The organism is Cupriavidus sp. GA3-3, assembly GCF_000389805.1.
GTDB classification, from domain to species: domain Bacteria; phylum Pseudomonadota; class Gammaproteobacteria; order Burkholderiales; family Burkholderiaceae; genus Cupriavidus; species Cupriavidus necator_D.
Genome location: NZ_KB944460.1, coordinates 456,417 through 470,540 on the forward strand (window position 1 = coordinate 456,417; position 14,124 = coordinate 470,540).

17 protein-coding genes are annotated in these 14,124 nt (G+C 65.1%); 8 read left to right on the top strand and 9 right to left on the bottom strand.

Annotated elements, in window-relative coordinates; all coding sequences use genetic code 11:
* Nucleotides 1-6 precede the first annotated feature (6 nt).
* Nucleotides 7-1,365, top strand: a complete 1,359-nt coding sequence (locus tag C265_RS02070; RefSeq protein WP_010812839.1) for an MFS transporter — start codon at nt 7-9, stop codon at nt 1,363-1,365.
* Between the two features lie 79 nt (nt 1,366-1,444).
* On the opposite strand, the gene ycaC is transcribed toward C265_RS02070, so the two are convergent.
* Complete coding sequence (gene ycaC / locus C265_RS02075; RefSeq protein WP_010812838.1) at nt 1,445-2,071, bottom strand: isochorismate family cysteine hydrolase YcaC; 627 nt, start codon at nt 2,069-2,071, stop codon at nt 1,445-1,447.
* A 90-nt stretch (nt 2,072-2,161) separates the two neighbouring features.
* Entirely contained in the window at nt 2,162-2,839 is a 678-nt protein-coding gene (locus C265_RS02080) for an isochorismatase family protein (protein ID WP_010812837.1), read from the bottom strand.
* 152 nt (nt 2,840-2,991) lie between these two features.
* On the opposite strand from C265_RS02080, the gene C265_RS02085 reads away from it, so the two are divergent.
* The 4 genes from C265_RS02085 (at nt 2,992) to C265_RS02100 (ending at nt 5,204) form a co-directional block, all read left to right on the top strand.
* A complete protein-coding gene (locus C265_RS02085) occupies nt 2,992-3,900 on the top strand; it encodes a LysR family transcriptional regulator (RefSeq protein ID WP_010812836.1) in 909 nt (302 codons plus the stop codon).
* 427 nt (nt 3,901-4,327) lie between these two features.
* Nucleotides 4,328-4,552, top strand: coding sequence for a hypothetical protein (locus C265_RS02090; RefSeq protein WP_037023361.1), 225 nt, complete (start codon nt 4,328-4,330; stop codon nt 4,550-4,552).
* Between the two features lie 98 nt (nt 4,553-4,650).
* On the top strand, nt 4,651-4,872 hold the full coding sequence (gene infA / locus C265_RS02095; protein WP_008646230.1) for a translation initiation factor IF-1: 222 nt from the start codon (nt 4,651-4,653) through the stop codon (nt 4,870-4,872).
* Between the two features lie 77 nt (nt 4,873-4,949).
* The gene (locus C265_RS02100) at nt 4,950-5,204 is read left to right on the top strand and encodes a hypothetical protein (RefSeq protein WP_010812834.1); all 255 of its coding nucleotides are present in this window, start codon (nt 4,950-4,952) and stop codon (nt 5,202-5,204) included.
* A 29-nt stretch (nt 5,205-5,233) separates the two neighbouring features.
* Here C265_RS02100 and C265_RS02105 read toward each other — a convergent pair whose 3' ends face one another.
* The 4 genes from C265_RS02105 to C265_RS02120 form a co-directional block, all read right to left on the bottom strand.
* Nucleotides 5,234-5,608 (bottom strand): hypothetical protein, encoded by a 375-nt coding sequence (locus C265_RS02105; RefSeq protein WP_010812833.1) that lies wholly within the window; start codon nt 5,606-5,608, stop codon nt 5,234-5,236.
* A gap of 94 nt (nt 5,609-5,702) precedes the next feature.
* Nucleotides 5,703-6,029, bottom strand: a complete 327-nt coding sequence (locus tag C265_RS02110) for a hypothetical protein (RefSeq protein ID WP_010812832.1) — start codon at nt 6,027-6,029, stop codon at nt 5,703-5,705.
* Nucleotides 6,030-6,169: 140 nt separating this feature from the next.
* Entirely contained in the window at nt 6,170-6,472 is a 303-nt protein-coding gene (locus C265_RS02115; RefSeq protein WP_010812831.1) for a hypothetical protein, read from the bottom strand.
* Nucleotides 6,473-6,650: 178 nt separating this feature from the next.
* Nucleotides 6,651-6,854, bottom strand: a complete 204-nt coding sequence (locus C265_RS02120) for a cold-shock protein (protein ID WP_010812830.1) — start codon at nt 6,852-6,854, stop codon at nt 6,651-6,653.
* Between the two features lie 325 nt (nt 6,855-7,179).
* Between C265_RS02120 and C265_RS02125 the strand changes: the two genes are divergently transcribed.
* A complete protein-coding gene (locus C265_RS02125; protein WP_010812829.1) occupies nt 7,180-7,407 on the top strand; it encodes a hypothetical protein in 228 nt (75 codons plus the stop codon).
* An 82-nt stretch (nt 7,408-7,489) separates the two neighbouring features.
* Here C265_RS02125 and C265_RS02130 read toward each other — a convergent pair whose 3' ends face one another.
* Nucleotides 7,490-9,727 (bottom strand): NADP-dependent isocitrate dehydrogenase, encoded by a 2,238-nt coding sequence (locus tag C265_RS02130; RefSeq protein ID WP_010812828.1) that lies wholly within the window; start codon nt 9,725-9,727, stop codon nt 7,490-7,492.
* Between the two features lie 340 nt (nt 9,728-10,067).
* Here C265_RS02130 and C265_RS02135 point away from each other — a divergent pair, with 340 nt between their 5' ends.
* On the top strand, nt 10,068-11,429 hold the full coding sequence (locus C265_RS02135) for an esterase-like activity of phytase family protein (protein WP_037023364.1): 1,362 nt from the start codon (nt 10,068-10,070) through the stop codon (nt 11,427-11,429).
* Nucleotides 11,430-11,499: 70 nt separating this feature from the next.
* Here the strand turns inward: C265_RS02135 and C265_RS02140 are convergent, their stop codons facing one another.
* Nucleotides 11,500-13,041: a methyl-accepting chemotaxis protein gene (locus tag C265_RS02140; RefSeq protein WP_010812826.1), complete on the bottom strand. Its 1,542-nt coding sequence runs from the start codon at nt 13,039-13,041 to the stop codon at nt 11,500-11,502.
* A gap of 279 nt (nt 13,042-13,320) precedes the next feature.
* Here C265_RS02140 and C265_RS02145 point away from each other — a divergent pair, with 279 nt between their 5' ends.
* Nucleotides 13,321-13,749, top strand: a complete 429-nt coding sequence (locus tag C265_RS02145) for a phasin family protein (protein WP_010812825.1) — start codon at nt 13,321-13,323, stop codon at nt 13,747-13,749.
* Between the two features lie 12 nt (nt 13,750-13,761).
* On the opposite strand, the gene C265_RS02150 is transcribed toward C265_RS02145, so the two are convergent.
* Entirely contained in the window at nt 13,762-14,067 is a 306-nt protein-coding gene (locus C265_RS02150) for a DUF1272 domain-containing protein (RefSeq protein ID WP_010812824.1), read from the bottom strand.
* Between the last annotated feature and the right edge of the window lie 57 nt (nt 14,068-14,124).

Below are 14,124 nucleotides of genomic sequence, written 5' to 3' on the forward strand. Positions count from 1 at the left end.
CAAACCATGCGTCAGATCGATGTCCACAAGCTGGCCGACGAGGCCCGCTTCAACCGCTTCCATGCGCTCATCCTGTTCTGGTGTGCGCTGATCATCATCTTCGACGGCTACGACCTGGCCGTGGCCGGCATCGCCCTGCCGTCGATCATGAAAGAGATGGGCGTGACCGCAACCAGCGCCGGCTTCATGGTCAGCTCGGCGCTGTTCGGCATGATGTTCGGCGCGATCTTCCTCGGCACCGTGGCCGACCGCATCGGCCGCAGGCGCGCCATCGCCATCTGCATCGTGCTGTTCAGTGTCTTCACCGCGGCGGCGGGCTTTACCAGCGACCCGGTGACGTTCAGCGTCACGCGCTTCCTGGCGGGCCTGGGCATCGGCGGCGTGATGCCCAACGTGGTGGCGCAGATGACCGAGTACTCGCCGCGCAAGCTGCGCGGCACGCTGGTGACGCTGATGTTCAGCGGTTATTCGGTGGGCGGCATGCTGGCCGCGCTGCTGGGCAAGGGACTGATCGAAAGCTATGGCTGGCAGTCGGTGTTCCTCGCCGCCGGCCTGCCGGTGCTGCTGGTCCCGCTGGTGCTGCGCTCGCTGCCGGAGTCGATGCCCTACCTGCTCCGCACCGGCCAGACCGACGCTCTGCAATCCGTGGTATCGCGCCTGGTGCCGTCGCATCGCGCGCAAGCCGGCGACGTCTTTACGCTGGCTGCGGACGACAAGGCCGGCAGCGCGCCGATCCGCCGCCTGTTCCAGGACGGCCGCGGCTTCAGCACGGTGATGTTCTGGGTGGCGTTCTTCATGTGCCTGTTCATGGTGTACGCGCTCAGCTCGTGGCTGACCAAGCTGATGGCCGGCGCAGGCTACAGCCTGGGCTCGGCGCTGACTTTCGTGCTGGTGCTGAACTTCGGCGCCATGCTCGGCGCCATCGGCGGCGGCTGGCTGGCCGACCGCTTGCCGATCAAGCATGTGCTGATCGGCATGTACACGCTGGCGGCAGTGTCGATCACGCTGCTGGGCTACCCGATGCCCAGCGCAGCGCTGTTCGTCGTGGTGGGCCTGGCAGGTGCTTCCACCATCGGCACGCAGATCGTCACCTATGCCTATGCGGGCCAGTTCTATCCGATGGCGGTGCGCGGCACCGGCATCGGCTGGGCGTCCGGCGTGGGACGCAGCGGCGCCATCCTGGCACCGATCGTGATCGGCGTGCTGGTTGGGATGTCGTTGCCGTTGCAGCAGAACTTTATGGCGATGGCGATCCCGGCGGTGATTGCAGTGGGGGCGGTGTCGATGATCAACCACCGGAGGTCGGCGTCGGCGCAGGCGGAAGTCGCTGCGGCGCCGGTGCGAGGAACTGTGAAGGAGGCCTGAGAGAAGTCAACCGCCAGTTGTTCGCTCCCTCTCCCGCTTGCGGGAGAGGGAGCGAACCGGCAGCGCTGAAGGACGTAGCTTACTTGCTGCCCTTCACCGTCGTGTACGCCGTAATCAAATTCCGGTAATCCGGAATATGGTTCGAGAACAGCGTGCCCAGACCCTCGATGTCGTTGCGCCAGTCGCGGTGCAGTTCGCAAGCCACACCGAACCACGTCATCAGTTGCGCGCCAGCATCCGACATCCGCTGCCAGGCCGAATCGCGCGTGATTTCATTGAAGGTGCCCGAGGCATCGGTCACGACAAAGACTTCGAAACCCTCTTCGATCGCCGACAACGCCGGGAAGGCCACGCACACTTCGGTGACCACGCCGGCGATCAGCAGCTGCTTCTTGCCGGTGGCACGCACCGCGGCAACAAAGTCCTCGTTATCCCAGGCGTTGATCTGGCCCGGGCGCGGAATGAACGGCGCGTCAGGGAACATGGCCTTGAGCTCAGGCACCAGCGGTCCGTTGGGACCATCCTCGAAGCTGGTGGTCAGCACGGTCGGCAGCTTGAAGTACTTGGCCAGGTCGGCCAGTGCCAGCACATTGTTCTTGAACTTGTCGGGCTCGATATCCCGCACCAGCGACAGCAGGCCGGCCTGGTGATCGACCATCAGGACGGCGGCCTGGCTCTTGTCAAGGCGCTTGTAGGGCTTGCTCATGGTGTGCTCCTGTCAACAAAAAAGGTACGCACGCTTGGCTTGAGCCACGCGCGCGTACCCCTGGGTATGCCGTGCGTTACCGGCAAGGCGTCAGCGCTGGGAGTCCAGCACCTCGTGCTTCTTCTCGACGTCCTGCGCCTTGAGATAGCTTTCAATCAGCAGGCGGTAGGCCGGGAAGATCTGCGTGTAGACCTCGGCCCATTCCTGCGCGTCCGGACGGTTCCAGCTCTGCTGCAGCTCCGAGGCCACGGCGGCGGTATCCATCGGCACCACGCCGGCCTGGACGACGCGCGCCAGGGTGATTTCCTGCGCCATCTTGGAATACGTGCCCGACGCATCGATCACCGCGAACACCTTGTAGCCGTCAGCCACCGCGCTGATCGACGGGAATGCCATGCACACGCTGGTGATGGTGCCGGCGATGATCAGGGTCTTCTTGCCGGTCTCACGCACCGCGGCGACGAAGTCGGGGTTGTCCCAGGCGTTGATCTCGCCCTTGCGCGCGACGTATTTGGCATGGGGGGCGTTTTCGTGGATTTCCGGGATCAGCGGGCCGTTCGGGCCTTGCGGCACGGATGCCGTCGTGATCACGGGCAGCTTGCACAGCGTCGCCATCTTGGCCAGCGCGGCCGCACGGGCGCGCAGCTCAGGCATCGGCATGTCGCCAACGGTCTGGAACAGGCCACTCTGGTGGTCGATCAGCAGCATGGCCGTATCGGCGGGATCCAGTACCGGACGCTTGCCGTTGAAATTCGCGGGTGTGGTCATTTGGCTTTCTCCTATGCGGTTGGCGAAACCGGCGACTCCGGGCAATTCTCAAGCCGACCGTGTGGCCAAAGCATAGGTCTTGGCAGATCGCATCGCTAGGATGGAAAATCTGCCCTCAGCGTCCTACTGGCAGGACGACAGGAGCCGCCCGCTTGCATCCCGACCTGAATGACCTGTATTACTTCGCGCAGGTAGTCGATCACCAGGGCTTTGCGCCCGCCGGGCGCGTGCTCGGCATACCCAAGTCCAAGCTGAGCCGGCGCGTGGCGATGCTGGAAGAACGCCTGGGCGTGCGCCTGATCCAGCGCTCGACGCGGCGCTTCTCCGTGACAGAATTGGGGCAGACGTACTACGCCCATTGCAAGGCCATGCTGGTGGAGGCCGAAGCGGCCGAGAGCGCGATCGAGCAAACCCGCGCCGAACCCAGCGGCCTGGTGCGCATGAGCTGCCCGGTGGCGCTGCTGCACGCACGGGTGGGCGACATGATTGCGGATTTCATGGCGGCCAACCCCAAGGTCATCGTGCACCTGGAAGCCACCAACCGGCGCGTGGACGTGGTGGCGGAGGGGATCGACCTGGCCATCCGCGTGCGCGTGCCGCCACTCGAAGACAGCGACCTGGTGATGCGCGTGCTGGCCGAGCGCGCCTGGTGCTTCGTGGCCAGCCCGGCGCTGCTGGCCGGCCATGGGCCGCTGCTGGCACCCGCGGACCTCAACGCGCTGCCAACGCTGGACCTGGGGCCGCCGCGCCCCTCGCACACCTGGTCGCTATACGGCCCCGATGGCGCCAGCGCCGAGCTGCACCACAAGCCCCGCCTGGTCACCGACGACATGATCATGCTGCGCACCGCGGCCGTGGCCGGTGCCGGCATCGTGCAGCTGCCGGTCATGATGATGACCGACCAGCTGCGCGATGGCCGGCTGGTAAAAGTCCTGCCGGACTGGTCGGTCAGGGGCGGCGTGATCCACGCCGTGTTCCCGTCACGGCGCGGGCTGCTGCCTTCGGTGCGTGAACTGATCGACTTCCTGTCGCAGCGCTTCGCGCAGATCAGCGAACTCTAGGCATCGCAAGGCGGCCGCGCCAGGGGCACTGCCCGTCACGCGGGCAGGATTGGCCCGGAAGTGGTATCATCCAGGATCCTATGCACGGATCGGCAACGCCCGACCTCTGTGCGCCAGCCGCAAACAATCCCACAAAAGCATTAGCGGCGGCTTATCGGGCGTACACCCGATGCGTCTTTGGGCCAGCCGATGCAGAACGGCCCACCACCCTATCCGACCAGCGGCACGTCCGCTCCGCAACGATCGCTCCTGTACCTGGCGCATCGGCCTGCGCAGGCATGGTCCACTTCACGCCAGATGCAACGCCTGCGCAGCCGCGCGGGCCCGACGCTGGCCTACAGCAACGGCGAACGGCCGCCACCGCGCGACGCCTGCATCGGAACGATGCTCCGCGCCCCTGCGGCCGTGCCTCAGAACAGGCATCACATTGAATCGAGTCAACCCTACCCCTTACACCGTTTCCGTCTATCCCATCCAGCAGGAACCCGGCCTCTGGTTCGCGACCTACATGATTGCGGAATACCGCAATGGCGCCGAACGCATCGTCGCCAACGTGGCAATGCGCCACGACACGCACCGCTCTGAAGCCCGCGCCAGGCAGTCCGCCCGCCGTGCCGGCGAACGCGCCGCAGCACGCCTGCGCCAGCAGTAAGCCAGGCACCGTAAGCCCCATCCCATCGGCCAGTTGGTGTCCAGTTGGCCGTCACAACAGCTCGCGCACAAGCGGCGCGGCTACAGCAAGGAGCCTCCTTGGCAAAAGAAGAACTGGTCGAATTCGGCGGCAAGGTGTCGGAAGTCCTGCCCGACAACCGTTTCCGCGTGATCCTGGAAAACGGCTTCGAAGTCTGGGCGTATTCGTCCGGGCGGCTGAAGAAGAACCGCATCCGCGTGCTGGCGGGCGACCGCGTCACGCTGGAGATGTCGCCCTATGACCTCACCAAGGGGCGCATCAACTACCGGCACAAGTCGTAGGCCGTCGTCATGGCATGCGCCGCGCCGGCGCGTGCCGTCCCGCTAACGATTCATCCCTCAATCAAGGAGAACCGATCATGTCCGTCATCGAAGAATGGGAAGCCGTGCACCTGACGCCCGAAGGCTGGCAGGCAGGCAGTTACCGGCATGCACCGTGGCAGGCGGTTGAAGTCGCACCGCCCGCTTCCGGCGTGCTGACCGTCAGGCGCCACGTAACGGCCACCTATTGCGGGCCGTCGCGCGCGGTTGAAGACCGTACTCCCGAGATTACCGACATGGCGCTGATCGAAGCGCTGCTGGAGCGCCACGGCGACCCGGTATTCCAGATCTGACTGACCTGGCTTGACGACTGCGTGCGGCCTCAGCCAAGCACGCGCACATGCGGCCGGGCCGTCCTGAGCCCCGCGCCGACCGGCCTCAGTTCGCCGTCCCATGGCGCGGCGGCGAGGTCCAGCACCGCATCGCCTTCGCGCGCCTTGTCGTGCAACTGGTCGCGTACCACCTGGCCAATGGCCAGGCGGCACAGCACCTCGCCGCTGGCGGCAAGCTGGCCCTGCAGGGCCCCTGGCTCGGCCAACACGCCGAACGACCGCCGCCCCACACCCACGAAGCTGGTGAACAGCACCCCGGTGGGGCGCTCCGCATCGATAAAGCAGACTGCAACGTGATAGGTGATGCCTTTGCCCTCACCGGGCAACGTGCACAGAAAACCAGATGATCCCGAACGCATGTCCATGAACGGACTCCTTGCAGTCTGACGGATAGCGCCGCGCCTGTTTCCCCGCTCCGCAACTTGGCCTGTGACCAGGCCGCGCTACGGAACCGGATACCTAGATCGACGTCACGGATTCGCCGGCGACCAGGCCATTGATGATGTCTTCGCCGAACTGCAGCGCGCCGCGGCGCGCCGAGCCGATGTTCTCCCAGCGCGACTCGCTCATGGGGTACACGCGCGCATGGTCGCTGCCAGGGCGATAGCCCTCGCGGCAAATCACGATCGACGCGAGGAAGCTGTTGTCGGGCTTGGTGCGCGGCCAGGCCTGCTCAGGCCGATGGCGATAAACCAGGGGATACAGATCGAAACCCTTGTAGCTGGCAAAGGGCGTACTGCCGGGAACAGTGTTGCCGGGACTGCGGCTGGGACTGCTGTCGCTCACGACATCTCCATGCGGCATCGTGCCGCGCTGATGGGAAGGATTGCTGAACTCATTGGATCACGCGCACGGCATGAGCCATGGCCCGGCGCGGGCGTCAGCGGCGCAAATGCACCACGGCGCCAGGGCCCGTCGTCGGAGCTTCAGGATGCCATCGGCGCGCCGGCCGCTATTACCGACACCCCCGGCACCGCGCCATTGATGATGGCCTCGGCATAGCGCAACGCACCGCGTCGCGCGCCACCGACGTTATCCCACGGTGCGGCGTCCAGGCGGAACGTGCGCGCCTGCATGCCTTCTGGCGACTCGCCTTCCAGGCAGATCACCACGGCAGCATCGAAGGAACGGTCCGGCCGCGGCTCGGGCCACACGCGCTCGGCGGCGTGCTTGTACACAAGGGGATAGAGGTCGTAGCCCTTGTAAGTTGCAGCCGGATAGATATCCATGGCAGCCTCCGCCGTTTGGTGATCCTGCCCCCACTCTACGCTTGTTGCCGCGCCAGCAGTGGCTTTATTTCACGGTTGCGGGGAATTGCGGCAACGGAAATAAAAAAGCTCCGCGTTGGCGGAGCTTTTTTCATTGGACTGGCGCCTCGGCGCTCAGCTCAACTCAGGTCGGTGCGATTCAGATCGGCTCGATCTTGGTCGCGGCCGGGCCCTTTTGGCCGACGCCAGCGACGTAACGCACCTTCTGGCCTTCTTGCAGCGACTTGAAGCCGTTGCCCTGGATTTCGGAGAAGTGCGCGAACAGGTCGTTGCCGCCTGCATCAGGCGTAATGAAGCCAAAACCCTTCGAATCGTTGAACCACTTGACGGTACCGGTTTCCATGTTGGATTCCTCAATAAGTTTTTTCTCACCGGCAAAAGCGCCGGCAAGGCATGACGATCAAGGAAGACACAAGGAGAAAAAGTGGCGCCGTGTGGGCAAGCACCTGGACTTCTAGGTTGCTGCTTGAAAGATCCTGCACTCATCCTTATACAGGCCCCACCCAGGCGTGTCAACGAACTTCACCGGATCGGGCCCAAATCACGGGGAAAGTGCGGGTTGAGGGTCTCGCCGGGCGAAATCCTGTGTATGCGGCATGTACCCCTCCCACTTCCGGCCCCGAAGGCGCCGGCATGCTACAGTGGCCGATCGAACGGAACAGACACGGATGACACTCTGCACTGCCTGCCAGGCCATTGAACGCCACGTGCGCGGCGCCCCCGGGCACGCGGCACTGCGCATCACCGACACCCGACGCATCAAGCCCGCCGGCTCCGCCGCCGTCACCATCAGCAGCTTCGTCTGCCAGGACTGCGGCGCGCTCTGGACCTACCGGGACCAGAAGAGCGGCCCGGAACAGGGGTGGGACATCCATATGGAAGCGCAGCAGCCATAACGCCTTCCGCGGCGCAAAGAAAAACCCCGGGCCAGGGCCCGGGGTTGCGACACCTGCCGGCCCGCCGAGCGGGCCAGTCCGGTCAGGCCGTCACGGTCGACAGCGCGGCGTTCAGCGTCTGGCTCGGGCGCATCGCGGCGCTGAGCTTGTCGGCTTCCGGCATGTAATAGCCGCCGATATCCACCGGCTGGCCCTGCACGGCGCCGAGTTCGCCAACGATCTTCTGCTCGTTGTCGGTCAGCGTCTTGGCCAGCGGCGCGAACTTCGCGGCCAGTTCGGCGTCCTCCGACTGGGCGGCCAGTTCCTGCGCCCAGTACATCGCCAGGTAGAACTGGCTGCCGCGGTTGTCCAGCTGGCCGGTCTTGGGCGACGGGCTCTTGTTGTTGTCCAGCAGCTTGCCGGTGGCAGCATCCAGCGTCCTGGCCAGGATCTTGGCCTTGGCATTGCCGGTCTTGATGCCAACGTCTTCCAGCGACACCGCCAGCGCCAGGAACTCGCCCAGCGAATCCCAGCGCAGGTGGTTTTCTTCCACCAGTTGCTTGACATGCTTCGGAGCCGAACCGCCGGCGCCGGTCTCATACATGCCGCCACCGGCCATCAGCGGAACGATCGACAGCATCTTGGCGCTGGTGCCCAGTTCCATGATCGGGAACAGGTCGGTCAGGTAGTCGCGCAGGATGTTGCCGGTCACCGAGATGGTGTCCAGGCCGCGGATCACGCGCTCCAGCGTGTAGCGCATGGCGCGCACCTGCGACATGATCTGGATGTCCAGGCCGTTGGTATCGTAGTCCTTCAGGTAGGTCTCGACCTTCTTGATCAGCTCGGCTTCGTGCGGACGGTACGGGTCCAGCCAGAACACCGCCGGCATGCCCGAGTTGCGCGCGCGCGTCACGGCCAGCTTGACCCAGTCGCGGATCGGCGCGTCCTTGACCTGGCACATGCGCCAGATGTCGCCCTGCTCGACATCCTGCGTCAGCAGCACTTCACCGGTGGCCAGGTCGACGATGTTGGCGACGCCGTCTTCGGCGATCTCAAAGGTCTTGTCGTGCGAGCCGTATTCTTCGGCCTTCTGCGCCATCAGGCCCACGTTGGGCACGGTGCCCATGGTGGTCGGGTCGAAGTTGCCGTTGGTCTTGCAGAAGTTGATGATCTCCTGGTAGATGCGGGCAAAAGTGCTTTCCGGGATCACGGCCTTGGTGTCCTTCGGACGGCCGTCGGCACCCCACATCTTGCCGCCGATGCGGATCATGGCCGGCATCGAGGCATCCACGATCACGTCGTTGGGCGCGTGCAGGTTGGAAATGCCCTTGGCCGAATCCACCATCGCCAGTTCCGGGCGATGCTCGTGGCAGGCGTGCAGGTCGCGGATGATCTCTTCGCGCTTGGAGCTGGGCAGCGCCTCGATCTTCTCGTACAGGTTGACCAGGCCGTTGTTGACGTTCACGCCCAGTTCGTCGAACAGCGCGCCGTGCTTGGCGAAGGCTTCCTTGTAGAAGATCTTGACGGCGTGGCCGAACACGATCGGGTGCGACACCTTCATCATGGTCGCCTTGACGTGCAGCGACAGCATCACGCCGGTCTTGCGCGCGTCTTCGAACTGCTCTTCATAGAAGTCGCACAGCGCCTTCTTGCTCATGAACATGCTGTCGATGATCTCGCCATCCAGCAGCGAGACCTTGGGCTTGAGCACGATGGTCTTGCCGCTCTTGGTGACCAGCTCCATCTTGACGTCACGCGCGCGGTCCAGGGTCATGGACTTTTCGCCGTGGTAGAAGTCGCCATGCTTCATGTGCGCCACGTGCGTGCGCGAGGCCATGCTCCACTCGCCCATGCTGTGCGGGTGCTTGCGCGCGAAGTTCTTGACCGCTGCCGGTGCGCGGCGGTCGGAGTTGCCTTCGCGCAGGACCGGGTTCACGGCCGAGCCCAGGCACTTGGAATAGCGCTTCTGGATTGCCTTTTCTTCGTCGTTCTTCGGATCTTCCGGATAGTCCGGCACCTTGTAGCCCTTGCCCTGCAGTTCGCGGATGGCGCTGACCAGCTGGTGCACCGAGGCGCTGATGTTCGGCAGCTTGATGATGTTGGTGTCCGGCAGCTGGGTCAGCTTGCCCAGCTCGGCCAGGTTGTCCGGCACGCGCTGCGCTTCGGTCAGGAATTCGGGGAACTCGCCCAGGATACGGCCCGCCACCGAGATGTCGCTGGTGGTGACGTTGATGCCGGCGGGCTTGGTGAAGGTCTGGATGATCGGGAGGAACGCACTGGTCGCCAGCAGCGGAGCTTCGTCGGTCAGCGTGTAGATGATGGTGGGTTGCTGGGTACTCATTGCTTCTCTCAGATCCTCGAACGGGTGGTAGGACATCCGCCTGCTGGGTCACAGCGCGGCGGCATACTAGGCGAAAAATAGAATTTTGCCTCAGTTTGCTTTCAGGGGCCTGAAAACCCACTGCTTTTTGCGCGGCTATCGGCAGAAATCCGGATGCCGGTGCCGCGTTGGGCCCGCCCGCACAGCATGATCGTTCGCAGATTGCACCGGCACGGTGCCCATATCGCATCTACGCTGCGACGCAACATGCCGGGGCCGTGCGCCCCACGGATCACAGTTCTGTCAAACTTGGCGCCGACAATGCAGGGTTTTGTCCTCTTCAACGCCAAGGAAAACCACAATGTCTCGTCATTTGCTGCTGGCCCCGGCGGCCATCGCACTGGGCTGCCTGGGCGCGGCGCAGGCGTGGGCGCAGGCCCCTGTCGCCTACCCCGCCAGGCTGGCAGGCCACGCGGTGCTGCCGGCCCAGACCCTGCTTGCCGTGCCGAAGGACGCGCCCGCTGACCTGCAGGTCAGCGGTAAGTTCACCACCGCGCAGCGCGTGGACACGCCGGGCACGGTCGAAGGCAAGTCCAATGGCCGCCCCACCGGCGTGTCGCTGCCGTTCCGCGGCCAGCCGGCACAGGGGCATTCCGGCATCAAGCGCATGGCCGACGGCAGCTTCTGGGTGCTGACCGACAACGGCGCCGGCGCCAAGGCCAACTCGCCGGACTTCATGCTGTACCTGAACCACTACAAGGTGGACTTCGGCAGCGGCCGCCTGCAGCGCCTGAAGACCATCTTCCTGCACGACCCGGACCAGAAGGTGCCGTTCCGCATCGTCCACGAGGGCACCAGGCAGCGCTACCTGACGGGGTCGGATTTCGATACGGAGAGCTTCCAGTTCGCCGACGGAGCGATCTGGATCGGCGACGAGTTCGGCCCGTTCCTGATCAAGGCGGACCTGGACGGCAAGGTGCTGGCCGTGTTCGACACCAAGGTCGACGGCAAGGTGGTGCGCTCGCCCGACCATCCCGCCGTCACCGCGCCCGGTGCGCCAGACGGCAGCGTGAAGTTCCAGGTGCGGCGCTCCAAGGGCTTCGAGGGCATGGCGTCCTCGCCCGATGGCAGCAAGCTGTACGCGCTGCTGGAAGGCGCGCTGTGGGACGAGGCCGCCAAGGGCTACGAGAACGAAGGCGGCAAGCCCTACCTGCGCGTGCTGGAGTTTGATGTCAGGCAGCAGGCCTGGACCGGCCGCCACTGGAAGTACGTACTGGAAGGCGCCAGCCACGCCATCGGCGACTTCAACATGATCGATGCCACCACCGGCCTTATCATCGAGCGCGACAACGGCGAAGGCACGCCGGACAAGGCCTGCCCGGCCGGGCAGAAGCGCCCGGACTGTTTTGACGATGTGGCGAAGTTCAAGCGCGTGTACAAGGTCGAGCTGAGCGATGCCAACGCCGGCGGGCCGCTGCGCAAGATCGGCTATATCGACCTGCTGCGCATTGCCGACCCGGGCAAGCTTGCGCGCAAGCCGTTGACCGATGGCGTGCTGGCGTTCCCGTTCTTCACCATCGAGAACGTCGACGTGGTCGACGCCACGCATATCGTGGTGGGCAACGACAACAACCTGCCCTTCAGCAGCAGCCGCGAGCCGAACAAGGCGGACGACAACGAGCTGGTGTTGCTGGAGGTGGGGGAGTTCCTGAAGGCGCGGTGAGCGTCTGCTGTGATGGGGGGTGCTCCCCTCTCCCGCTTGCGGGAGAGGGGAGAAAACAAACAGGCTACGCTTACGCCGCCAGCCTGAACGTCGACACCGCCTCCTTCAGCCGCTGCGCCTGCTCCTCCAGCGAGCCTGCTGCAGCAGCGGCCTCTTCCACCAGCGCCGCGTTCTGCTGCGTCACGGTATCCATCTGCGTCACCGCCTGGTTGACCTGCTCGATCCCGGCGCTCTGCTCGGCCGAGGCCGCGCTGATCTCGCCCATGATGTCGGTCACGCGCTTGACAGCGGCAACGATCTCCACCATGGTCTGGCCGGCCTGCGTCACCTGCATGGAACCCTTCTCGACGCGATCGACCGAATCGCCGATCAGCGCCTTGATCTCCTTGGCTGCGGAAGCGCTGCGCTGCGCCAGCGTGCGCACCTCGCCCGCGACCACGGCGAAGCCGCGGCCCTGTTCGCCGGCGCGCGCGGCTTCCACCGCGGCATTGAGCGCCAGGATATTGGTCTGGAAAGCGATGCCTTCAATCACGGCGATGATGTCGACCACCTTCCTCGACGCGCCGTTGATCTCCTCCATGGTCTCGGCGACCTTGCCCGCCGCGTCGCCGCCCTTCTCGGCGATGTCCGAGGCATTGACCGCCAGCGTGCTGGCCTGGCGCGCGTTGTCGGCGTTCTGGCGCACGATGCTGGTCAGCTCTTCCATGCTGGCCGCGGTCTGCTGCAGCGACGAGGCCTGTTCTTCCGTGCGCTGCGACAGGTCGGTGTTGCCGGCCGCGATCTGGCTGGTGCCGGACACGATCGACTCGGTGCCCGCGCGCACCTGGCGCACGATGCGCAGGATATTGGCGTTCATGTCCGCCAGTGCCTGCAGCAGCTGTCCGGTTTCATCGCGGCTGTCGACGTCGATGCGGCTGGTCAGGTCGCCCGACGCCACGGTGCGCGCCACCGCCACGGCGCGATGCAGCGGCCGCGTGATGCCCGCCGTCAGCCATACCGAGAACGCGATGCCGATCGCCAGCACCACCACGCCGAGCCCGATCAGGCTGTTGCGGGCGTTGGCGTAGATGCCGTTGATCTCGCGCGCGGTGGCGTCGATGCTGGCACGCTGGATGTCGAGCAGCTTCTGGATCTCGCCCAGGTAGGCGTCGCCGGCCGGGACGAACTCTTTCTCCAGCACCTGGTTGGCCTCTTCGGTCAGCCCCTCTTGCTTGAGTTTGGTGATCTTGTCGCGGCCGTTGTTGTACGGGTCGCGCACGCTCAGGATCTTCTGGAATGCGGCCTTTTCCTCGGCCGAGCTGAGCATGGGCTGGAGCTTGTCGCGCAAGGCGGCGATGCCTTCGATCGACGCCTTGGTCTCGGCCGCGAAGAACGCGCCGAGCGACGGGTCGGCACTGCGCGCCACCGCCGTGGTGCGGCGCACGCTGGTGTGCATGAGGCGGTACCAGTCGCTGACCAGCCGCTCCTTGGTCAGCGGCTGCTGCATCATCGCGTGCGTGCGCTCAGCCACCTGTTGCAGGCGCATCATGCCGAATACCGTCATGAACGCAGAAAGCAGCAATACCACCCCAAAGCCGATGCCGAGGCGGACCCCGATGCCTAGATTCTTCATGTCTTCTACCTGATTAGCACTGGTTACGGCGAAGTGCCGGTCCGCGCCTGGGACGGCGCGGCGTTCTTCGCTCTCATCGTCCGCGGACGGGCCCGCTCGGGCCGACGCACTTGCGGGCTATGGATGCCAACGGCATGGGGTCCGGAAACTTTAGGGTCTTCCTCGATTGACGGCCAGAAGTGTGCGGATACCGGCTATAGTGGACAGGAACCCGGCCGAAGGGCACGCTCCATCCCCGCCGCCGGCCACCCTGCCAGTCCTTCCAGAAGGAGACCCAGCATGGCCACGCCTCCCAATCCCTTTGCAGACTTCACCAAGATGATGGAACAGTTCCGCCTGCCGGGCGTGGACATGAGCGCGGTAATGGAAGCGCGCCGCAAGGACATCGAGGCCCTGACCGAGGCCAACAAGCTGGCCTATGAGGGCATCCAGGCCCTGGTGCAGAAGCAGCAGGAGATCTTCGCCCAGACCATGCAGCAGCTGCAGGCGGCCGCTCAGCAGTACAGCACCGCGGGCAATCCTGCCGAGGCCATGGCCAAGCACAGCGAATTCGTGCAGCAGCAGCTGCACCAGGCACTGGAGAACATGCGCGCGCTGGCCGAAACCGCGCAGAAGGCGCAGGCCGAAGCGCTGGCCGTGATCAGCAAGCGCGCCGAGCAGAATGTGAAGGAGGCTGGCGAGTTGCTCAAGCCGAAATCCAAGGGCTAGCCCAGGCCACCGCTAGCGCTGCTCGGGCGGGACCGGGGCGATCGCCCCGGCAAAGCGGGCATGCACCTCGAGGTCCACCGGCCGGTGCTTGACCCTGGTGCTGGCCGGGTTGTTGCCGAGGTAGTTGCCGTTCTTCCAGTCGCGTGCCGGGCGCACCGGACGCGGCACGAAGCCGCCCCCGCAGTTCGGGCAGACATTGCGGAGCGTATCCACGCAGTCTGCGCAGAAGGTGCATTCGTACGAGCAGATACGGGCTTCGGTCGATGCGGGTGGCAGGGGCTTGTTGCAATGCTCGCAGCCCGGTCTGAGTTCCAGCATATCGCTTGCGGTGAACGATTGGGGATCGACGCTATCGTAGCCGCATTTCCGCTGACG